This window comes from Enterococcus sp. AZ020, assembly GCF_050499205.1.
GTDB classification, from domain to species: Bacteria; Bacillota; Bacilli; order Lactobacillales; family Enterococcaceae; genus Enterococcus_L; species Enterococcus_L dunnyi.
Window position 1 is genome coordinate 1,867,349 of record NZ_JBIPAT010000001.1, and the last position, 22,056, is coordinate 1,889,404.

Consider the following 22,056-nt stretch of genomic DNA (forward strand, 5'->3'; position numbering starts at 1 on the left):
TGTTCTTTGCTTGATAGACGATAAATTACAAGAATAAAAATAAACAGCTTGAGAGCTTCATTAGCTCTCAAGCTGTTTATTTTTATTTTATACTTTCCGGTAAACATGAGCTTCATAATCCGACAGAATCATCTTATGAGCGAGTGGTTTATACTCTGTATTCGTCAATACTTCCTCCCAACCAGCAGTTTCCCAAGAATCAGGAAATGCGACTGTTGTTTGGCCTCGGTCCAGTTGAACTAAAATCAACCAGTTTTCCGTTTCTGTCGTACGAGTATAGCTAAAAACAGTTGGGTGTTCAGGCAACAGTAAAGTAAATACGCCATAGATAAGTGCTTCTGTACTTTTCCGTAAACGGATCAATTGTTGATAATAATGGAACACACTGTTTGTTTCTACATCTTTTTGCGCTGCGTTGATTAGTTGGTGGTTTTGGTTTACCTTCAGCCAAGGTGTCACCGTAGAAAAGCCGCCAAATAGTGACTCATCCCACTGGAAAGGTGTGCGGCTATGATCTCTTGACCAATTGATTGCGATATTCAGTGCTTCTTTTGTAGTCTTTCCTTCCGCCAGCAACGTTTGATAAAAATGGATCGTATCAGCTGCATCGATTTCTTCGATAGAGCTGAAAGGGAAATTCGTCATTCCTAGTTCCTGTCCTTGGTAGATGAACGGTGTTCCCTTTAGCAGCAGTAAAACAGTCGCCAGTGCCTTCGCAGCTTCTGGTGAATCATCTCCATAAACGGAAACACTGCGCGGTGTGTCATGATTTTCTAAATACAAGGCATTCCAACCGTCATCTTCTAAACTTGTTTGCCATTGATCCAGCGAATGCTTCAAATGAAAAATCGAACCTTTTTGACTGCCCAATTCACCTACACGCTGACAGTGCTCCAATTCAAAAATCATATTGAAATAGCCGTGATCTCCTGTCCATTCTGAAGCTTCAGAATGGGGCACTCCGCTAGCTTCACCAACAGTCATCACGTTGTACTCATTGAAAATCGCTTTAAGCTCAGCTAAATAGTTTTCGATACCAGCAACATTCATAAATGGCGCCCACTGGTTATCGGTAATCTCAAAGTCCCAAGGTTCTTTTTGGATGTGGCTGATGGCATCGATTCTAAAGCCATCGATCCCAAGCTCCAACCACCAGCGAATCATTTGGTAGATTTCGTGACGAACTTTAGGATTTGTCCAGTTGAGATCAGGCTGTTCTTTCGCGAATACATGAAAGTATGCTTGTTTAGTTGTCTCATCATATGTCCAAGTCGAACCGCCAAAAAAGGATTGCCAGTCATTCGGCAGCTGTTCCGGCGTTGCATCGACCCAGTGGTAGTAATCGCGATACGGATTATCCAGTGATTTTTTTGATTCAAGAAACCATGGATGCTGATCACTCGTATGGTTGACAACGAGATCCATGATGATTTTTATGTCTAACCCATGTGCTTCTTTTACTAACGATTGAAAATCTTCCATAGTACCGAAATCTTTATGAATAGCTTGATAATCTGAAATATCATAGCCATTATCTGCATTTGGGGAAGCGTAGATTGGATTGATCCAGATAAAATCGATCCCAAGCTCTTTTAAATAAGGTAATTTTTGGCGAATACCGTTCAAATCACCGATCCCATCGTGATTACTGTCTTTGAAACTACGGGGATAAATTTGATAGCCGACGGCGTTTTTCCACCAAGTGCTTTTCTCAGTCAGTAGTTGACGCTGAATATCGATCGCTGTGTTAGGCATCTAGGTTTCCTCCGAGCGTGACGACAAATGCTTCATAAGGATCAAGCGTTCTGTTTAAAAGACTGCGATACTCTTTGTCTGTATTTGCGATAATGGTTTGTTCTGCATTTATATCCAGTGAAAATGGTTGCTCTTGATCAGAAAAATTGCAGACGATCAGCCAACTTTCTCCTTTGTAATGACGATAATAAGCAAAAATCTCTTCCGTTGTATCTGTGAGCAATTCAAATGTTCCCCACACGATCAACGGATATTTTTTTCTCAAAGTGATCAATTGCTGATAGGTATAAAAAAGAGAGTTCGCATCTTCTAAAGCCTGTGCTACATTGATTTCAGGATAATTTTGGTTGACTGCAAGCCAAGGAGTTCCAGTAGTGAAACCGGCATGTTTACTTGAATCCCACTGCATCGGAGTACGAGCATTATCTCGTCCCTTAGCATTGATGGATGATAGAATGTCTTCTTTTGCGTAGCCCTTTTCCAATCGATCCGCATACATATTTTTACTTTCGATATCTGCTGCTTCTGAAATGTCCGTGATCACACGATTGGTCATGCCGATTTCTTCTCCCTGATAAATATAAGGTGTCCCTTTCAGCATATGGAGTAGAATCGCCAGCATTTTGCCGCTTTGAACGCGATAGTCTCGATCATTGCCCCATCTGGAAACGATACGAGGTAGATCGTGGTTATTCCAAAACAAAGAGTTCCATCCCTGGTTGCCGAGCTCGGTTTGCCATTTGCTGAACACATTTTTTAATTCTGAGATGACAAGCGGACGTAAATCCCATTTGCTTTTGCCGGGCTGTTCATCTAAAGCGACATGCTCAAACTGGAAAACCATCGAGAGTTCATGTCGTTTAGGATCAGAATAAAGCTTAGCGATTTCGGGTGTTGCCCCCCAAGTTTCTCCGACAGTCAGCAAGTCTTTTCCGCCGAAGGTTGCGGCATTCATTTCTTGGAGGTAGTCATGTAGTTTAGGCCCATTTCCTGTGATTTTTTGATCAGGGATTTTTCCGACCAAATCGATGACATCCATGCGGAAACCACCGATTCCTTTGTCGATCCAAAAATTCATCATATCATAAACTGCTTTGCGGACAGCGGCGTTTTCCCAGTTTAGATCCGGCTGTTTTTTGCTGAAAAGGTGTAGATAATAGTCGCCAGTGTGTGTATCTAATTGCCAAGCGGAGCCTAAAAAAGTCGACTCCAGATCATTTGGCGCCTGTCCATCGATCCCTTCTCGCCAGATGTAAAAATCGCGGTAAGGATTGTCCTTAGAGGAACGAGATTCGATAAACCATGGATGTTCATCGCTCGTGTGGTTGACAACGAGATCCATAATGATTTTTATTCCTCGTTTGTCTGCTTCCTCGATCAGTTGCTCCATATCTGCCATTGTTCCAAACTCTGCCATGATTTGCTCATAATCACTGATGTCGTAGCCATTATCATCGTTTGGTGATTGGTATACTGGGCTAAGCCAGATAGCGCCGATCCCAAGCTTTTCTAAATAATCTAAACGTTGGATCAATCCTTGTAGATCACCGATTCCGTCACCGTTACTATCTTGGAAGCTGCGAGGATAAACCTGATAAACCACTGTTTCCTGCCACCAAGGAGCGTTTGTTTTGATGTATCCCATTTTTTTCATTCCTTTCTACTATTTCAAGTGATGAGGCAAAACCGAATGGTGCAAGTTCGATAGTATCTTGGTCTAGCCGTTGTGTTCGGTTGTAAAATAAAATATCTGATTTTTTTACATAAACAGGTTGTTCACCAGTATTGAAAATGCTGCGTAAACGTGTTCCTTCATATTCGTAAGCGAAGTCGATCGTTCCTGTTTGTTCGTCGACCTCAAACCAGCGAAGCTTGCCTTCGGATAGTAAAGTTTGGTGTTCCTTTCTAAATGCAATCAAATGTTTTACGAAGCTGTACATCTCCTGATCTTGTTGCTCTGGTTCCCACACCATGCATTTTCGACAATCGGGATCGGCTCCACCGTCCATTGCATATTCGTCTCCGTAATATAAACAAGGGACGCCTTTTTGTAGATAAGTGAATGCCATGACTTGTTTCATCAAGTTCTTATTGTGTTGAGCGATCGTCAATAAGCGGGGAGTGTCGTGTGAGTCTAATACGTTGAACATGATTTGATTTGTCTGTTCTCTGTATAGCATCAATTGATGATTCAACTCTGACACAAGTTTGCTTAGAGGGATCGTTTGGTAAACAAAATAAGAGAGAATAGCATCAGTAAAGGCATAATTCATCACAGCGTGGAATTCATCTCCTTGTAGCCAGCGCTGAGAGGAATGCCAAATTTCTCCTAAAATATAAATATCTTCCTTCGCTTCAGTACAAACATCGTGGAATTTTCTCCAGAAACGATGATCTACTTCGTTGGCGACATCTAAACGCCAGGCATCGATATCGAATTCTTCGATCCAGTAACGAGCGATTTTCAATAAATAGTCTTGTACATCTTTGTTTGCTGTATTTAATTTTGGCATATGTGGTGTGAAGGCGAATGTGTCGTAAGTGATATCATCCGAAAATTCAAAATCAGCAGTCGGTGTATATGTCACAGGGAACTTATGGATATGGAACCATTGTGCATAAGGTGAATCCTCGCCGTTTTTGATCACATCTTGCCATTGCGGTGAAAAATCGCCCATATGATTGAACACTGCATCCAGCATCACACGAATGCCTCTTTTATGGCATTCTTCTACTAGTGTTTTGAATAATTTTTTGTCACCAAAAGCGGAATCGATTTCAAAATAATCGATCGTATCGTATTTATGATTGCTGCTTGCTTGAAAAATCGGGCAAAAATAAAGTCCGTTGATCCCAAGATCAACAAAATGGTCTAAATGATCTAAAACACCTTGCAGATCTCCGCCAAAAAAATCATCTCTACTAGGAGAAATAGAACTATCCCATGGCAGTGTCCCCTGAGGATCATTGCTGAGATCGCCGTTAGCAAAACGCTCTGGAAAAATTTGATACCAAATGGTTTCCTTGACCCATTGAGGTGCTTTGAAACGATCGGCTTCATGAAAATAAGGTAGTTTAAAATAGTTATTTGCTGTTTTTAATGTTGCTTCTTGATAAGGGAAAAAACCATGATCGCCGTAAAATAGAATGCTTCCATCCATTCCCTCGATTTTAAATGCGTAGCTAAGTCTACGGTGTAAAGCAGATGTTTCGACGATCCAATAATCGTGTGTTGTTGTTGATAAGTATTTTTCCATCGGGATCGTTTGGTTGAACCACTCATGATGGTCCAACTGATAAGGATCTCCGTTGATCAAGGAGACGTGTTTAACATCTTCACGACCAGTTTTTAAACGGATGTGCATTTTATCTAAGGTATATAGATAGGCAAATTCACTTTCGGGTTGATGATGGATTGCGGCAGTATTCATTTTAGTTGTTCCCTCCTACAGTTAACAAAATACATTTTTCAAAAATCACCCATATTATGCCATATAAGAAAAACGTTTTCAATATATTTTTCGCAAACGATTGCATTTTATTCTTTTAAATTAGACTATCCAAAGAGAAGAGCCTGATTTCGGTGATTTTAGTTAGAAAAAGCATTTTAAACTGATTTTAAGCTAGCTTATGAAAAAGCATTTCGTATCTTATAAATTGTTTTTTCGAATTTTTGCACATTTATACTTGACTTTTTACGCAAACGATTGCATAATGCGGATAGATCAATCATTTAAATAATTCCTGGGAGGAACAAAAAGATGAAAAGAAATACGAAAAAGCTTTTAGCATTAGGTGTGACAATGGCAGCGGCTGCGGTGATGTTGGCAGCGTGTGGCGGAGGTTCGTCTGATAAAAAAACTTCTGCAGAAAATGAAAACGCTTCTATAAAGTTGTGGGTGGATGTAGCGTTTGTTGATACGTATAAACCTTTAGTTGAAGAATTTGAAAAAGAACATAAAGACTGGAAAGTGACGATCAAACCAAGCGAATCTGCATCGGCGCAAGAAAACTTGAAAAAAGATCCTAGTGCTGCAGCTGACGTATTTATGATGCCTCATGACCAACTCGGACAAATGGTAGACGCTGGAATTATTTATGCGAATACAAAATATGAGGATAGCGTGAAAGAAAATAGTACTGAAAGTGCAGTAGAAGCTGCAACCTATGATGGTAAATTATACGGTTATCCATATGGTGTAGAATCACAAATTTTATATTATAACAAAGCGAAATTGACTGAAGATGATGTGAAAAGCTGGGAAACGCTGACTTCTAAAGGGAAGTTAGGAACCAACTTTGGTGAAGCTGGAGCGAACTATATTTTCACACCGCTGTTTATGTCAAACGGAGATGAATTGTACGGTGCGAACGGTGAAGACATCAATGGAACGAATTTCAACAATGATAAAGGTGTGCAGGTCTTAAAATGGATTCGGGCACAAAAAGATAATCCGGGAGTTATTCAATCAAATGCGGATGCATTATCAAATATCGGTAATGGAAAAACAGATGCATTTTTGTCAGGTCCATGGTCTAAAAATGATGTAGAAAAAGCTTTAGGCGATAATTTTGCTGTTGCGCCTTACCCAACTGTTGATTTAGGGAATGGCGATGTGCAACAAAAAGCCTTCTTAGGTGTTAAATTATTCGGTGTGAATGCGTCAACTAAGAGCCCCGTTGCAGCAATGGCTTTAGCTGATTTCTTAACAAGTAAAGAAAATCAATTAACAGTATTTGAAAAAAATGGAACTGTGCCGGCGAATAAAGATGCACAGGAAGATGAAAAAGTAAAAGCAGATGATGTAGCAAACGCAGTTATGACGATGAGTGACGCTGATCATTCGGTTGTGATGCCTAAACTGCCTGCGATGGTTTCGTTCTGGGGACCAGTTGAAGCGGTCATCAATGATACGTATAATGACAAAATTTCTGAAGACCAATATTTACCTAAGTTAGACAAGCTTGTGAAAGATACAAGTAAATCAGATAAATAAAAACGATAATTGAGGTTTAGAGTATGGACCGAATATGCAAATGTTCGCTTCATACTCCTCCTCTTTTTAGCTCAAGTTTAGTGAAAAAGAACAGGATGTGAATCACGATGAAGTTAAAACCGAAAGCGGATGATCAGATTAGTTTTAGACAGTTGTTCAAAAAAGGAGATAAATCGATCAAACTCTCTTTTATTTTCATGGGAATGGCCAACTTGCTGAATGGTCAAATAGTCAAAGGGCTCCTTTTTTTAGCGTTACAGCTTGGTTTTATCGCTTGGTTGGTGCTGAATGGATTTCATGCGCTCTCAATGCTTCAAACCTTGGGGACAAAATCTCAAGGCTGGGTCATGGATGAGACGTTGGGGATCGAAGTGCAGCAACCAGGTGATAACTCGATGCTGCTTCTGTTATTTGGGATTGCAGCTATTATTCTTATTGTCCTTTTTATTTTTCTTTATTTTGTCAATCTTAGAAGTGCCCGTAAAATATTTGTGCTAAAAGAAGCAAATAGACCGTTGCCGACGTTAAAAGAAGATTTAAGTAGTTTGCTGAATGAAAAATTTTATGTGACATTGATGAGTATTCCATTGTTAGGTGTGTTGGCATTCACGATTTTACCCTTGCTTTATATGATTTCGATCGCATTTACAAGCTATGATCATAATCATTTGCCACCGAAAAACCTTTTTAGCTGGGTCGGCTTTGCGAACTTCGGAAATGTGATCACAGGAGATATTGCGAGTACCTTCTTCCCAGTTCTGAGCTGGACGTTGATTTGGGCGGTACTGGCTACAGCTACGACTTTTTTCTTTGGGATTTTGTTAGCTCTTTTGATCAATGCTAAAGGAGTTAAAGGGAAAAAAGTTTGGCGTACGATTTTTGTGATCACGATGGCTGTGCCTCAGTTTGTGAGTTTGTTACTGATGGCTAATCTATTCAACGGATCAGGACCGGTCAATGCGCTGTTGCAAAACTGGGGGTTGATCGATCAGCCGATTCCGTTTCTAACAGACGGGCTGTTAGCGAAAGTCACTGTCATTTTTGTAAATATGTGGGTTGGGATTCCAGTGACGATGCTAGTTGCGACAGGGATCATCACTAATTTGCCTGATGACCAAATCGAAGCTGCTGAAATTGATGGAGCTAATAAATTTCAGATTTTTAAAAACATTACGTTTCCTCAAATTTTATTTGTGATGGCACCAAGCTTGATCCAGCAGTTTATCGGAAATATCAATAATTTCAACGTGATTTTCCTGCTGACTGGCGGACAACCTGCTAATAGCAATTATCATTCAGCGGGGGAAACAGATTTGCTGGTTACGTGGTTGTATAAACTGACAGTCACTGCAGCGGATTACAATTTAGCTTCGGTTATTGGGATCATCATCTTCGTTCTATCAGCGGTCTTCTCCTTGATTGCTTATACACGAAGCAGCTCATTTAAAACAGAAGGGGCGTAACGCATATGAAATCGAAAAAAAGAAAAACGTTGATCGTTCACTACACATTGTTGACGATACTATCGATCGTCTGGATTTTTCCAATCGTTTGGATCGTGTTGACAAGCTTTCGTAGCGAAGGCGGGGCATTTGTAACGTACTTTATTCCAAAGCAATTTACCTTTGAAAATTATAAGATGCTTCTGACGAGCTCGACGTATCCATTTGTGCAATGGTTTTTAAATACATTGTTTGTTGCAGTTTGCAGTTGTATTTTGTCTACGCTGATCACGATTGCGATGGCTTATTCGCTTAGCCGTCTGAGATTTAAAGCGAGAAAACCGTTTTTGAAGCTAGCGCTTGTTTTGAATATGTTTCCAGGATTTATGAGTATGATCGCTGTCTACTATATTTTAAAAGCGATGAATTTGACTGGAAGTTTATTGGCGTTGATTTTAGTCTATTCCTCTGGTGCGGCATTGAGCTTTTATATAGCGAAAGGGTTCTTTGATACGATTCCAATGGCGTTGGATGAATCGGCGATGATCGATGGGGCGAGTAAGTTTGAGATTTTTACTAAGATCACACTTCCGTTAAGCAAACCGATCATTGTTTATACAGCGTTGATGGCGTTTATGGCACCGTGGATGGATTTCATTTTTGCAAAAATCATTTTGGGCGATAATGTTAATAAGTATACTGTTGCGATCGGCTTGTTTACGATGCAAACGAGAGACAAGATCGATCAGTACTTTATGACTTTTACTGCCGGCTGTGTGTTGATCGCTGTACCGATCACGTTACTGTTTATCTTTATGCAAAAATACTATGTAGAGGGAATAACAAGTGGTTCTGTCAAAGGGTAGTGAAAAAGAGGCTGGGACAGAAGTGTTCAACTCCGAGAACCAAGTAGGTACTATGCAACACTGTTTATCTACGACGAGTCTTTGACGAGAAAGAATCAACGCATTCTTCGTTGTGTTTTACAGCAATGAGAAGGAGTTACTACTGCTTCTACCATTTATTCATTTTAAAGAGGACTGGGTCGTAACTCGTAGAGTTATGTCCCGGTCCCTTTTTTTGCTAGCGTCGTTCTGTTAAAAAAGATCGTTTGCCTTCGACTAGATTGGTGATTTCCATCGCTAATTGTTCTCTAGTGATGGGATCATAGTCTCTTACGAAGTGCTTAAAGATAGGCAACTTCTTGAAGCATAAGATGGCTTTACCGCCAATGACAGAAGTTGGGCGTTGTTTATCCATGATCAGGCTAGGATAAACAATCGTATATGGAAAATGCTGCTCGTGAATCACCTGTTCTGCCTTACGTTTTGCTGACATATATTTTTTTAGTGGAAATGGTGCAGCATTGGCAGATAGGAATAAAAATTTCGCTGGTTGCAGTTGCGCAGTTAAAAAAGTTGACATTCGCTGAACGGGTTCAACGATAAAGCGCTCGTAAGTAATACCTTTATTTGGTTTTTCCGTAAGTATGCCGATAGCGTCGATCACCCAGTCTGCATTGATGATCGCTGATTGCCACGCAGTGTCGTTTAAAATATCGGAATGTACCCAATGTACATAATTCGCCCATTCCTCTGTAAGGGTATCGGGACGTCCGTGACGTGAAATGCTCGTTACAGTATGCTTGCGCTGGAGGAGTTCTTTGCATAAGGCAGTTCCGATGAAGCCGCTGCCGCCGAAAATAACGATATTCATTAAAATCACCGCTTTCTTCTTTTTACAAGTGTAACGTATGAACGCATTTTTATACAAAAAAAGAGATCAGCATAAAACGATATTTTTGTTTTATGCTAACCTCAAAATGCTGGATACAGATGTTTTTAATTCTTTTGATCGACTGTAACAGCTACGCCAAAGTGATCGCTGATGATCGGCGTTCGTTTACCATCGAATAAAATGTGATAATGGTCGATCGACAATTCTGGTGAAGTGAAAATGTAGTCGATCCTAAGTTTTTCTTGGTTTTCGCCCCAACCGTCGATTGCTTTTTCTACGGTAAATTCACCTGTTCTTTTTTTTGCGGATAAAAAACTATCCTGTAAGTGTAAACTACTATTGCAAACAAGTTCGTAACCAGTTTCTACTGCAGAAGCAGGATTGTTGAAGTCGCCCATGATTATCAATGGTGAAGGACAGTGCTTTAAAATGGCTTCTGTTTGCTGCCATTCATAAGCGAAGCCGTCTGTTTCTGTCCACCAAGAATAGTGGCAGCTTGCTGCGGTGATCGGCAGTTCGCCAACGAATGTCTGACCGAGCAGCACAACTCTTCTACGATAATCAGCTGGATTTTGTTCTTTTGAGACAAGTGCTGCTTCCGGTTTAATCGGCTGCTTTGATAATAGTGCAACACCTTCATGGTAGAGATCGTAACCGATATGGTTGTAAGCCCAGCTCCAATGATAAATGGCGTGTTGTTCTGCTAATTGTTGAACCAATAGATAAGCAAAATTATCTTCGTGGACAGCAAATTGATCATTCGTGGGGTGAAAATTAGGGGAATCGATAACCGGTTGGCTGTCGATCCGTTGGTTGACTTCTTGCAAAGCGATCAAATCATAGTCGTCTTCTAAAATTTGCTTTACGAGTTGTTGTAATTTTTCTAGAGGGTGTTCTTCCATCCAGCTGTGTGTGTTTAACGTCAATACTTTCATTGTCTACCTCTTTCTATAGAAAGAGACTGAGACATAACTCTACGAGTTACGATCCAGTCCCTTTAAAAACGAATAAACGGTGGAAACAGAAGTAACTCCTTCTTATTTCTCGGAGTTACTTCTGGTCCAACCTCTTGGTGATGTCATTAGATCTCTAATTTTCCAATGGTTGTTCCAGGTGCTTGTTTTCCTTTTTTATCTAATGTGAACTGTTTGACTTTTTCTCCGTTCGTGAAGACAACGATCATCGTCGTTTGTTTGCCGGCTGCTTCGATTTTGGCTAAATCAGCAGTAGCGATAACATCTCCTGCAGTTACTTTTTGTCCTTCTGTGACAGAAATCGTAAAGGCAGAATCCTTCATTTCCACTGTATCTAATCCCATGTGGACTAGAACTTCGATCCCTTCGTTTGTTTGGATCCCTAAAGCATGTTTTGATGGGAAAATACTGCTGATCACACCATCTATCGGTGCATAGATCGTGCTATTTTCCGGGATGACAGCAAAGCCGTCGCCCATCATTTTTTGTGAGAAAACAGGATCATCTACTTCGTCAATTGCGATCACCGTTCCGTCAGCGACTGGAACCAGTGTTTTAGTGATACCAAGATAATTTGTAGTATCTGCAGCATCCGTTGTTGTTTCGGTTTGTGTTTGTTGAATTGAAGGAATCACAGCACCAGAATCCAGTAAGTCTTGGATATCTGATTTTAGCACATCCGCTTTAGGTCCGTAAACTGCCTGTACGCCGTTATCTTTGACGATCAATCCCATAGCTCCCGCTTTTTTCCATGACTCTTCATTTCCGACCTTGTCTTTATCGTGTACGCTGACTCGTAAGCGAGTCATACAAGCATCGACATCGACGATGTTTTCTTTTCCGCCGAGTAGATGGATCACCTCGATGATTTGAGGGTCGATTCCATCGATCGTTGTTGCTCCGCTTGTAGCTGCTGAATCGCTTGAAGCATCGTTGCTATCATAGTTTCCGTTTCTACCAGGAGTAGCAAAATTGAATTTTTTGATCATAAAGTTTGCGATGAAATAGGTCAATACACCAAATCCGATCGTGCAAAGAACGAAATTAAGTAAATCCATTCCGAGGCCAGCTTTGAGTGCAAGTGGTGTTCGTGTCAATAGTTCGATATTTCCAAAAGAGTGAACACGTAGCGAAACAATATCTGCCATCGCGAAAGCAGCCCCTTGGATAACTGCGTATACAACATAAAGTGGTACGGCAGCGAACATAAACATAAATTCTAATGGCTCAGTTACGCCTGTTAAAAAGACAGCCAATGCTGCAGAAAGGTACATTGATTTGTAATTTGAGCGCTTGTCAGGATCGACATTACGATACATTGCGACAGTCATGCCCATTAAGATACCTGAAGCACCTATCATTTGTCCGACTTTGAAGCGGGCAGGAGTCCAGTTGTTTAGAACGAAATCATATTGAGACATATCGCCGGCGCCTTTCAAGTTGACCAAATCAGTTGCCCAAGCTAGCCATAATGGATCTTGTCCAAACACTTGCGTTCCTGCTTGTGCACCGGAAAGGATTTCATATGTTCCGCCTAATTGTGTATAGTTGATCGGGATCGTCAACATGTGATGAAGTCCAAATGGTAAAAGAAGACGCTCTAGTGTTCCGTATAAGAACGGTGCTAGGATCGGAGCGGTATCTTGTGATTGTGCGATCCATAAACCAAAGTTATTGATTCCAGCCTGGATAGATGGCCAAATAATTGCTAAAAGGATAGAAACGATCGTTGACCATAGGATAACAACGAATGGGACAAAGCGTTTTCCGTTGAAAAATGACAAAGCATCAGGTAATTTCCGGAAGTTGTAGTATTTATTAAAGGCCATAGCACCAACAAAACCAGCAATGATCCCGACGAACACTCCCATATTCAAAGCAGGAGCTTCTAAGACACTGGTGAAGAACCCTTTGACCATGATCTTAGTACCAAATAAAGTATGAGTGAATGCTTTATCGTCCGTTAGCATCTCACTTGTGACACCGAAAATCGAACCAGTGATCCGATTGATCAAGATGAACGAAAGCCCGGCAGCAAATGCTCCACCAGCCCGTTCTTTTGCCCAACTTCCGCCGATCGCTAATGCGAACAGTAAATGAAGATTGCCGATAACAGCCCAACCGATATTTTCGATCACGCCTCCTGTTGTTGCTAAAGCAGTCCAGTCAGGATTGATCAGCGGGATCGTTTTACCGATACTGATCATCAAACCGGCGGCAGGCATCACAGCAATAACGACCATCAACGCTTTCCCGAATTTTTGCCAAAACTCAAAACTTAGTAACTTTTTCATTCTTTTTCTCCCCTTTGCAATTTTTACGCAATCGTTTTCGTTGATATTAGTATAAAATAGTTTTTTAATTTTGTAAACCCCGAAGTGAAATCTAAATTTTATGAACAAGTTACAATCAGTATAAATCAATAAAATTGGTGTAGTAAGGAGAAAAGTAGATAAGTTTATGAATAAATAATTGACAATGCAATCGGTTGCGTTTATTATGGTGTTAAGAAATGAAACGAGTTTAGGAGGAAATCAAAATGAATCATCTATTTGAAATAGATCCATGGAAAATTTCAACACACCAATTAGAACGTGACGAACGCCGTTTGCAGGAGTCTCTTACATCTATAGGAAACGGTTATATGGGGATGCGTGGAAATTTTGAAGAGCGCTATACGGGTGATCATCATCAAGGAACCTATCTAGCTGGTGTTTGGTATCCAGATAAAACGAGAGTGGGCTGGTGGAAAAATGGCTATCCAGATTACTTTGGTAAAGTGATCAATGCAATGAATTTTATTGCACTGGATATTTTTGTAAATGGGGAAGCTATAGATTTAGGTGTACAAGAACCTAAGGATTTTTACCTAGAATTAGATATGCATAATGGTTTATTGACAAGAATATTTATTTTAGAGAGTGACAAGGCAACAGTGAAATTCCGTTTTGAGCGCTTTTTAAGTATCGTTCAACAAGAATTAGCAGTTATTCGAGTAACGGCTGAGGTTCTTAAAGGAAGTGCAGATATTCAAATCCTTTCAAAAATCGATGGTGATGTTCGTAATGAAGACAGCAACTATGATGAAATGTTTTGGGAAGCTCGTGGCACTGGATTCACTGATGAAGTCGGTTTTTTGACAACGCGCACGATTCCTAATGCTTTTGGCATTGAACAGTTTGCTGTGACAGGTGCTATGAAGCATAACACAACGATGAATACTGAGGGTTCAGAAGCAGAAGCGTTGAAAATACAACAAATTTTCCAAAAGCAGCTATCAGAAAGCGAATCACTTGTGCTGGAAAAACAAGTCATTGTCCTGACAAGTCGTGATATTCCAGAAGAACAACAACAAGAAAAAGCAGTTCAGTTATTACAAGAAAGTTCAAAACGATTTGAGGAGCTTCTTCAAGAACAAAATGAAGCGTGGCAAGAGCGTTGGGCTTTAGCGGATGTGACGATCGAAGGAGACGAGGCTGCACAACAAGGCATTCGGTTTAATTTATTCCAGTTATTTACGACATATTATGGTGAAGATGAACGCTTGAATATTGGACCAAAAGGCTTTACGGGAGAAAAATATGGCGGTGCTACTTATTGGGATACGGAAGCTTATGCTGTACCATTATACCTTGCATTGGCAAAACCAGAAGTAACAAAAAATCTGTTGAAATACCGCTATAATCAATTAGAACAAGCGAAGCATAATGCTCGCCAACAAGGATTGGCAGGTGCCTTATATCCAATGGTGACCTTTACCGGAGTAGAGTGTCATAACGAGTGGGAAATCACATTTGAAGAGATCCACAGAAATGGTGCGATCGCCTATGCTATTTACAATTATGTGAACTATACAGGTGATAGTGACTATCTAAAAAATGAAGGCTTACAAGTTTTAACAGAAATCGCACGTTTCTGGGCAGATCGTGTACATTACTCAAAACGTAAAGGGAAATACATGATTCATGGTGTCACAGGACCAAATGAATATGAAAATAACGTCAACAATAATTGGTATACAAATACTATCGCAACTTGGGTATTGCAGTATACTTTAGAAAATTATCTTAACTATCAAACAGAAACAACCGTAGAAATATCAGCTGAAGAACAAGCTTCGTGGCAGGATATCATTGAGCATATGTATTATCCGTTTGATGAAGAGTTGGGTGTTTTTGTCCAGCATGATACATTTTTAGATAAGGATTTGATGCCAAGCAGCGATCTTTCACCAGAAAATCTGCCGTTAAATCAAAAATGGTCTTGGGATCGAATTTTACGTTCTTGCTTCATTAAGCAAGCAGATGTATTGCAAGGCATCTATTTCTTTGGCGAACGCTTTACCCAAGCTGAGAAGGAACGTAATTTCTTATTCTATGAGCCGATGACTGTGCATGAATCATCATTGTCACCAAGTATTCATGCTGTTTTGGCAGCAGAGCTTGGGATGGAAGAAAAAGCGGTGGAAATGTATCAGCGAACAGCTCGCTTAGATTTAGATAATTATAATAATGATACAGAAGATGGTTTGCATATTACATCTATGACAGGCAGCTGGTTGGCGATCGTTCAAGGGTTTGCTCAAATGAAAACAGCGAATGAGGCATTGAGTTTCGCGCCGTTTTTACCACAGAGTTGGACAAGCTATGCGTTTCATGTAAATTATCGCGGACGCTTGTTATATGTAGCAGTTGATCAAAATGAGGTTCGTTTAACATTAGTTTCCGGAGATAAATTATCACTTAAACTATACGGAAACCAAGTAAGTTTAGAAGATGAAGTAGTTGTTAAGGTGGAAAAGGTGGCAGAACATGTTTAAAGGTGTGTTGTTTGATTTAGATGGAGTGTTGACGGATACAGCGGAGTATCATTATCAAGCTTGGAAACAGTTGGGCAAAGAGATCGGTATTACTATTGACCGCGCGTTCAATGAGGAGTTAAAAGGTGTCAGTCGAGAAGATTCTTTAACATTGATGCTGGCTCACGGCGGACAGAGTGATGGGTATACTCCAGAGCAGTTTGCTGAACTGGCGCAGCGGAAAAATGAATACTATGTAGAAATGATTCAAAATGTGAGTCCGACAGATGTTTATCCAGGCATTTTAGAGTTATTGAAACAATTGAAGGAGCAAAATTTTAAAATTTCTTTGGCTTCTGCTAGTAAAAATGGTCCCTTCTTGCTAGAAAAAATGGCATTACTTCCTTATTTTGATGGGATCGCTGATCCGGCTAAAGTTAAAAAAGGAAAGCCGGATCCCGAGATTTTTCAACTGGCTGCAAGTGAAGTTGGCTTAACTACACAAGAATGCCTTGGGATCGAAGATGCCAAAGCAGGGATCCAAGCGATTTTGGCAAGCGGTGCGGTACCTGTTGGGGTTGGTCGTAAAGAAGATTTAGGACAGGATATTGCATTAGTTTCTTCAACGGAAGGGTTGACGCTGGCGTATTTGACTAGTGTTTGGCAGACAGAAAGAAAAGAGAAGTAAGTCCTCAGGTCAAGGAATTTGTACAGTCGTAAAATGACGATAGCAACGAGCTGCTGATATGTGGTATTATTTTCTACGATGGCATGATTTGTTCTTAAAAACATGAACCTGGAAAGGAGTGAAGCCGATGACGATTACTGTGAAAGATGTTGCGAAGAAAGCTGGAGTAGCAACTTCCACTGTATCAAGGGTAATCAATGATCACCCCAGTATTTCTGACGCGACCAAGAAAAAGGTCTTTAAAGTGATGGAAGAAATGGGGTACGTTCCGAATATTGCTGCACGTAATCTTGGTAAAAGATCTTCAGGTGCAGTAGGTGTGATTTTGCCGCCCTTAGATTCGCGTGAACGGATGGGCAATCCATTTTATCTAGAAATCATTGAATCGATCAACGCTGAAGCCCGTAAACATGATATGACGACGGCGATTGCAACGGCTCAGTCTTTTGATACCTTGTTAGAAAATGTTCAGCTGATGCATCGTCAAAAGCAGGTAGACGGATTTATCTTGCTCTATTCAGATAAGGATGATCCAGTGATCGATTACTTAGTTGAAAATCACGTGCCATTCTCTTTGATCGGACAACCGTACACAAACGAGGAGAAAGTCATTTATGTAGATAATGATAATCAGCTTTTAGGAAAACATGCAACGGATTTTTTGATCGAAAATGGACATGAGAATATTCTGTTTATCACTAATACAACGCACGAAAATATTTATTATGAACGTTACTTTGGTTATCAAAAAGCAATGATGGTTGCAGGTTTGACAATGTTTCCTTCGGTGGATATGGAAAGTCCGGAAGCGTATGTTGCATTTGAGGACTTGCTAAAAGAAACGAAAGCAACAGCTGCAGTTGTGATCGATGATATTTTTGCAATGCGGATGATCCAGTTGGCTCAGATGTATGGATATCGCGTCCCGGATGACTTTTCCGTGATCAGTTTCAATAACTCGATTTATTCGACATTGGTCCATCCCTATCTGACGAGTATCGATATCGATATTGCTGAGCTAGGCAAAATGGGTATGCAAAAGCTGATCGATACACTACAGCAAAAAGAACCGACAGGAGTACGATTAGTGATCCCTCATCAGTTGATCAAGCGGGAGACGGTGCTTGATTTGAATGGGAGATAAATTAATTAAATAATTTTAAGGAAACATATACTTTTATCGATTATAAAGTGTATGTTTTCTTTTTTAATTTATATGTAAATAAATTGTAACATTTTAGAAATTAAATTCATCTAAGCTAAGCTTGAAAGAATAGAAATGGAGGGAAGATAATTGAATAGTAGTTAAACTAGGAAATGAAAGCGGTATATACTATGTATGCGGATGGAGATCTAATTAATAGAGAGGAGAGCTACAATGGGAAGAAATATAGGCAAAATTTATGAAACAGAGGAATATGATAAGTTTAACTATTTGAAAGGGAATCGGAAGGTAAAAAAGAATTCTAGTTTAGAAAGGTCCATTTTAAAAAATGGTATGTTAATACCTATCGCTGTGAACGAAAATTTTGAAATTTTAGATGGACAAAGTCGTTTTGAGATCGCAAAAAAATATGGGAAGAAAGTTTTTTATAGGATTAATAACGGCTTTGGAATGGATGAAGTTATTGATTTAAACAATACCAAAAAAGCTTGGAAGCTTGAAGACTACATAAATAAATATGTAGTGGACCAAAATCCGGAATATGAAAAATTACAAAAAGTCTTTCAAAAATATCCTAATATACCTTTATCCGCATTGACGGTTGCAGCTCAAGGGCTATTGGATTTGACATCTCAAGCCAGTGCTAATGTAAGAGAAGGAATGTTTGAGTTTTATAATTATCCGAATTTTTGTGTATTTTTAGAAGACTATTATGAATTTATTAAACATATCAATATTAAGGGAACTCTGTACACATTTTTAGCGTATTTCAATCTTTATACAATAAAAAAATTTGATAAAGAACGTTTAATGAAAAATATGATGGGAAAACAAGAGTTAGTGAATGAGATCATGAGTTTAGATATAGTCATTGAAGTTTTTTTAAAAGCACATAATTATCGTTTAAGAGGACAAGTTTATAGAGGTAATGCAATTAAATATGAATTATCTAAAAAAGAAAAACCAATAATAATGGAAGAAAGGAATTTTTTATTATATAGAATGGATTGAAGGAGATGTTAGATAAAAGATGGATAAGGTAATCAGTGATATTTATATAACTAATGAATATAACCAATTTAAATTGGTAAGTGGTAATAGGAAGATTAGGACAAATAGGAAGTTAGAAAAATCTATTTTAGAAAAAGGTATATTAACCCCTATAGCTGTCAACAGCACTCTTGAAATTTTAGATGGGCAACATCGTTTCTATATTGCTCGGAAAAATGGAATAGAGTTACCGTACTATGTAACTGTCTCTAAAAATATAGATGATATTATCGAGTTAAACAATACAGCTCATAACTGGGCTGTACAAGATTTTATTAACAAGTATGTTGATGAAGAAATAAGTGATTATATTGAATTGAATAACGTTATAAACAGATTTAAATCAATACCTTTAGGTGACATTATTTCAGCAGCATTAGGGAACTTAAATAAAAGTACGAAAGATATCGATATAGTGAAAGAAGGGAGCTTTGCTTTTGTGAATAAAGAAGGCTTTGAGTCGATATTAATAAATTTTACGGAATTTATATATAAAACTGGGATAAAACCTGTTTCAGGTTTATTTATTGCTTTTTTTAACATAAGCACTATAAGGAAATTTGAGTTGGGATCATTTATAGAAAAAATTAATGATCAAGATTTAAAAAATAAAATCCTTGGAATTAGAAGTGGTGAGAAACTTTTTAAAATGTTCATTCGAGCTTATAATTATGGCTTGCAGGAGACATCTCATAAATATATTGAGTACAAAGTTAGAAAAAATCGGACAATTATTATTCTAGAAGAACGAATTCCTAGTTTAATAAATCTATAATTTATACTGTATAATAACTGGAAACAACGAAAGTTGCATAAATAATAAAAAATGGCTTAATTTTTTAAGCTATTTTTTTATTGACATAGCGGTTTCTATGGATTACTATAAAGAAGAAATAACTTGACTACATTTATAGTCGTTTTTAAAAAATATAAAAAAGTACATACAGAAAGAAGGAGTGGGAAAAGTGGAAGCTAAAACATTTGATATAGAAGGGATGACGTGTGCGTCTTGTGCACAGACTGTTGAAAAGGCAACGGCCAAACTAGCGGGTGTATCAAAAGCGACGGTCAACTTGGCAACAGAAAAACTAAATGTGGAATATGACGAAACAGCATTATCGGAAAAAGATATTCAACAAGCAGTTGCTGATGCAGGCTATGAAGCATTGAGCAATACTCAGCAACGCACATTTGATATAGAAGGAATGACGTGTGCATCTTGTGCACAAGTGATCGAAAAGGCGGTCAATAAACTAAATGGTGTGCAGACCGCTGCCGTAAATCTAGCGACAGAAAAAATGACAGTCGATTTTGATCCAGCTGTTCTGAATGTGTCAGAGATCACGAAAACAGTTGTTGATGCAGGCTATGGAGCTGTTGAACAAATCGATTCAGCGGATACGGTAGATAAAGACCGTGAGAAAAAACAGAAACACATCAAAGAGATGTGGCAACGCTTTTGGTTGTCTGCTGTTTTCACGGTACCTCTATTTTACATTGCAATGGGACACATGGTTGGTTTGCCATTACCAGGATTCTTAGATCCGATGATGCATGCGACAACTTTTGCGACGGTCCAGCTGCTTTTGACGATTCCTGTGCTGTATTTTGGACGAAGCTTTTTCATCATTGGATTCAAAGCATTGTTCAAAGGTCATCCTAATATGGATTCTCTTGTAGCATTGGGAACGAGTGCGGCTGTCGCTTACAGCTTATATGGCACGATCATGATTTATACGGGTGACACTCATTTTGCAATGGCGCTTTACTATGAATCTGCTGGCGTGATTTTGACCTTGATCACACTAGGAAAATATTTTGAAGCTGTTTCAAAAGGAAAAACCTCAGAAGCGATCAAAAAATTGATGGGTTTAGCACCAAAAAATGCACGTGTTTTACGTAATGATGAGGAAATGGAAATTCCAGTAGATGCAGTACAATTGGATGATATCATTGTCGTTCGACCAGGAGAAAAAATTCCTGTTGACGGACTTGTTGTTGAAGGGTCAAGTGCAGTCGATGAATCGATGCTGACGGGTGAAAGTATACCAGTTGAGAAAAAAGCTGGTGATAATGTGATTGGTGCAAGTATCAACAAAAACGGAAGCTTCCGATTTAAAGCGACAAAGGTAGGAAAAGATACTGCTCTTTCACAAATCATTAAATTAGTCGAAGATGCGCAAGGATCAAAAGCACCGATCGCTAAAATGGCAGACAAAATTTCAGGTGTATTTGTACCGATCGTCATTGTTTTAGCAGTGTTATCTGGTTTGGCTTGGTATTTCTTAGGACAGGAATCTTGGATTTTTGCCTTGACGATCACGATCTCTGTTTTAGTGATTGCTTGTCCATGTGCTTTAGGGTTGGCGACACCTACTGCAATCATGGTCGGTACAGGAAAAGGTGCTGAAAATGGTGTGCTGATCAAAAGCGGTGACGCACTGGAAACAACGCATAAAATCCAAACGATCGTTTTTGATAAAACGGGTACGATAACAGAGGGAAAACCTAAAGTGACAGATATCGTTACAGCAAATGATTTAGCTGAAAATGACCTACTGCGTTTAGCAGCATCAGCTGAGAAAGGTTCTGAACACCCTCTAGGTGAAGCGATCGTCAATGATGCAGTGGAGAAGAATCTTACTTTTGCCCAAACAGAAAACTTTACAGCCATTCCTGGACATGGGATCGAAGTGACGATCGAAGGCAGCCGCTTTTTATTAGGAAACAAAAAATTGATGGATGATCGTCATATTTCTTTAGAGAATTTAGGTACGATCTCTGATCAATTAGCAGAACAAGGGAAAACACCGATGTATATTGCGAAAGATGATTTGATTGCAGGAATCATCGCTGTAGCAGACACGATCAAAGAAACCAGTATTCCGGCAATCAAAAAGCTGCATCAAATGGGCATCGAAGTAGCCATGATCACAGGGGATAACAAACGAACGGCACAAGCGATCGCGAAACAAGTTGGGATCGACCGTGTATTAAGTGAAGTTTTACCAGAAGATAAAGCGAATGAAGTCCAAAAGCTTCAAAAAGAAGGTAAGAAAGTTGCTATGGTCGGTGACGGAATCAATGATGCTCCTGCCTTAGCTCAAGCAGATATCGGCATTGCGATCGGTTCTGGTACAGACGTTGCGATGGAATCAGCAGATATCGTTTTGATGAGAAGTGATCTGATGGATGTACCAACAGCAGTAGAATTAAGCAAGGCAACGATCAAGAACATCAAAGAAAATCTATTTTGGGCGTTTGCCTATAATACGTTAGGGATTCCAGTGGCGATGGGTGTCTTGTATCTATTTGGCGGACCGTTATTGAATCCGATGATCGCAGGAGCTGCGATGAGTTTTAGCTCGGTTTCAGTGTTGCTGAATGCTTTACGTTTGAAAGGATTTAAACCATCGGCTTTGAAAAAATAGAAAATATAATAAGGGTGGA

Annotated in this window: 15 protein-coding genes; 9 read left to right on the forward strand and 6 right to left on the reverse strand. The window is 39.3% G+C overall.

Going from position 1 to position 22,056, the window contains the following annotated elements; all coding sequences use genetic code 11:
- Nucleotides 1-87: 87 nt before the first annotated feature.
- Genes IGI58_RS09095 through IGI58_RS09105 form a run of 3 tightly spaced genes read right to left on the reverse strand, consistent with a single transcriptional unit; the run spans nt 88 to nt 5,186 of the window.
- A complete protein-coding gene (locus tag IGI58_RS09095) occupies nt 88-1,755 on the reverse strand; it encodes an alpha-glucosidase (protein WP_429953704.1) in 1,668 nt (555 codons plus the stop codon).
- Nucleotides 1,748-3,400: a glycoside hydrolase family 13 protein gene (locus IGI58_RS09100; protein ID WP_429953703.1), complete on the reverse strand. Its 1,653-nt coding sequence runs from the start codon at nt 3,398-3,400 to the stop codon at nt 1,748-1,750. The genes IGI58_RS09095 and IGI58_RS09100 overlap by 8 nt, the downstream gene beginning before the upstream one ends.
- Nucleotides 3,321-5,186, reverse strand: coding sequence for a glycoside hydrolase family 13 protein (locus IGI58_RS09105; RefSeq protein ID WP_225533264.1), 1,866 nt, complete (start codon nt 5,184-5,186; stop codon nt 3,321-3,323). Before IGI58_RS09105 ends, IGI58_RS09100 begins: the two co-directional genes overlap by 80 nt.
- Nucleotides 5,187-5,516: 330 nt before the next feature.
- On the opposite strand from IGI58_RS09105, the gene IGI58_RS09110 reads away from it, so the two are divergent.
- The 3 genes from IGI58_RS09110 to IGI58_RS09120 all read left to right on the forward strand — a co-directional run bounded on the left by IGI58_RS09110 (nt 5,517) and on the right by IGI58_RS09120 (nt 9,060).
- The gene (locus IGI58_RS09110) at nt 5,517-6,752 is read left to right on the forward strand and encodes an extracellular solute-binding protein (RefSeq protein ID WP_429953702.1); all 1,236 of its coding nucleotides are present in this window, start codon (nt 5,517-5,519) and stop codon (nt 6,750-6,752) included.
- A 107-nt stretch (nt 6,753-6,859) separates the two neighbouring features.
- Complete coding sequence (locus IGI58_RS09115; protein WP_429953701.1) at nt 6,860-8,215, forward strand: carbohydrate ABC transporter permease; 1,356 nt, start codon at nt 6,860-6,862, stop codon at nt 8,213-8,215.
- A 5-nt stretch (nt 8,216-8,220) separates the two neighbouring features.
- A complete protein-coding gene (locus IGI58_RS09120; protein WP_087640611.1) occupies nt 8,221-9,060 on the forward strand; it encodes a sugar ABC transporter permease in 840 nt (279 codons plus the stop codon).
- A gap of 217 nt (nt 9,061-9,277) precedes the next feature.
- On the opposite strand, the gene IGI58_RS09125 is transcribed toward IGI58_RS09120, so the two are convergent.
- From IGI58_RS09125 to IGI58_RS09135, 3 genes are all read right to left on the reverse strand, one after another.
- Nucleotides 9,278-9,910 (reverse strand): SDR family oxidoreductase, encoded by a 633-nt coding sequence (locus tag IGI58_RS09125; RefSeq protein WP_429955330.1) that lies wholly within the window; start codon nt 9,908-9,910, stop codon nt 9,278-9,280.
- A 125-nt stretch (nt 9,911-10,035) separates the two neighbouring features.
- Nucleotides 10,036-10,866: an endonuclease/exonuclease/phosphatase family protein gene (locus IGI58_RS09130; RefSeq protein ID WP_429953700.1), complete on the reverse strand. Its 831-nt coding sequence runs from the start codon at nt 10,864-10,866 to the stop codon at nt 10,036-10,038.
- A 146-nt stretch (nt 10,867-11,012) separates the two neighbouring features.
- Entirely contained in the window at nt 11,013-13,199 is a 2,187-nt protein-coding gene (locus IGI58_RS09135) for a PTS transporter subunit IIBC (protein ID WP_429953699.1), read from the reverse strand.
- 245 nt (nt 13,200-13,444) lie between these two features.
- Between IGI58_RS09135 and IGI58_RS09140 the strand changes: the two genes are divergently transcribed.
- From IGI58_RS09140 to IGI58_RS09165, 6 genes are all read left to right on the forward strand, one after another.
- A complete protein-coding gene (locus IGI58_RS09140) occupies nt 13,445-15,724 on the forward strand; it encodes a glycoside hydrolase family 65 protein (RefSeq protein WP_429953698.1) in 2,280 nt (759 codons plus the stop codon).
- Nucleotides 15,717-16,391 (forward strand): beta-phosphoglucomutase, encoded by a 675-nt coding sequence (gene pgmB / locus IGI58_RS09145; RefSeq protein WP_429953697.1) that lies wholly within the window; start codon nt 15,717-15,719, stop codon nt 16,389-16,391. The genes IGI58_RS09140 and pgmB overlap by 8 nt, the downstream gene beginning before the upstream one ends.
- 127 nt (nt 16,392-16,518) lie before the next feature.
- On the forward strand, nt 16,519-17,535 hold the full coding sequence (locus IGI58_RS09150; protein WP_429953696.1) for a LacI family DNA-binding transcriptional regulator: 1,017 nt from the start codon (nt 16,519-16,521) through the stop codon (nt 17,533-17,535).
- Between the two features lie 234 nt (nt 17,536-17,769).
- Complete coding sequence (locus IGI58_RS09155; RefSeq protein WP_429953695.1) at nt 17,770-18,567, forward strand: ParB N-terminal domain-containing protein; 798 nt, start codon at nt 17,770-17,772, stop codon at nt 18,565-18,567.
- 19 nt (nt 18,568-18,586) lie between these two features.
- On the forward strand, nt 18,587-19,381 hold the full coding sequence (locus IGI58_RS09160) for a ParB N-terminal domain-containing protein (protein ID WP_429953694.1): 795 nt from the start codon (nt 18,587-18,589) through the stop codon (nt 19,379-19,381).
- 190 nt (nt 19,382-19,571) lie between these two features.
- Complete coding sequence (locus IGI58_RS09165) at nt 19,572-22,037, forward strand: heavy metal translocating P-type ATPase (protein ID WP_429953693.1); 2,466 nt, start codon at nt 19,572-19,574, stop codon at nt 22,035-22,037.
- Nucleotides 22,038-22,056 lie beyond the last annotated feature (19 nt).

Excerpts from the sequence above, each read along its gene's own strand:
- IGI58_RS09095 (WP_429953704.1), bottom strand. The coding sequence starts at position 1,755 with ATGCCTAACACAGCGATCGATATTCAGCGTCAACTACTGACTGAGAAA.
- IGI58_RS09100 (WP_429953703.1), bottom strand. The coding sequence starts at position 3,400 with ATGGGATACATCAAAACAAACGCTCCTTGGTGGCAGGAAACAGTGGTT.
- IGI58_RS09105 (WP_225533264.1), bottom strand. The coding sequence starts at position 5,186 with ATGAATACTGCCGCAATCCATCATCAACCCGAAAGTGAATTTGCCTAT.
- IGI58_RS09110 (WP_429953702.1), top strand. The coding sequence starts at position 5,517 with ATGAAAAGAAATACGAAAAAGCTTTTAGCATTAGGTGTGACAATGGCA.
- IGI58_RS09115 (WP_429953701.1), top strand. The coding sequence starts at position 6,860 with ATGAAGTTAAAACCGAAAGCGGATGATCAGATTAGTTTTAGACAGTTG.
- IGI58_RS09120 (WP_087640611.1), top strand. The coding sequence starts at position 8,221 with ATGAAATCGAAAAAAAGAAAAACGTTGATCGTTCACTACACATTGTTG.
- IGI58_RS09125 (WP_429955330.1), bottom strand. The coding sequence starts at position 9,910 with ATGAATATCGTTATTTTCGGCGGCAGCGGCTTCATCGGAACTGCCTTA.
- IGI58_RS09130 (WP_429953700.1), bottom strand. The coding sequence starts at position 10,866 with ATGAAAGTATTGACGTTAAACACACACAGCTGGATGGAAGAACACCCT.
- IGI58_RS09135 (WP_429953699.1), bottom strand. The coding sequence starts at position 13,199 with ATGAAAAAGTTACTAAGTTTTGAGTTTTGGCAAAAATTCGGGAAAGCG.
- IGI58_RS09140 (WP_429953698.1), top strand. The coding sequence starts at position 13,445 with ATGAATCATCTATTTGAAATAGATCCATGGAAAATTTCAACACACCAA.
- pgmB (WP_429953697.1), top strand. The coding sequence starts at position 15,717 with ATGTTTAAAGGTGTGTTGTTTGATTTAGATGGAGTGTTGACGGATACA.
- IGI58_RS09150 (WP_429953696.1), top strand. The coding sequence starts at position 16,519 with ATGACGATTACTGTGAAAGATGTTGCGAAGAAAGCTGGAGTAGCAACT.
- IGI58_RS09155 (WP_429953695.1), top strand. The coding sequence starts at position 17,770 with ATGGGAAGAAATATAGGCAAAATTTATGAAACAGAGGAATATGATAAG.
- IGI58_RS09160 (WP_429953694.1), top strand. The coding sequence starts at position 18,587 with ATGGATAAGGTAATCAGTGATATTTATATAACTAATGAATATAACCAA.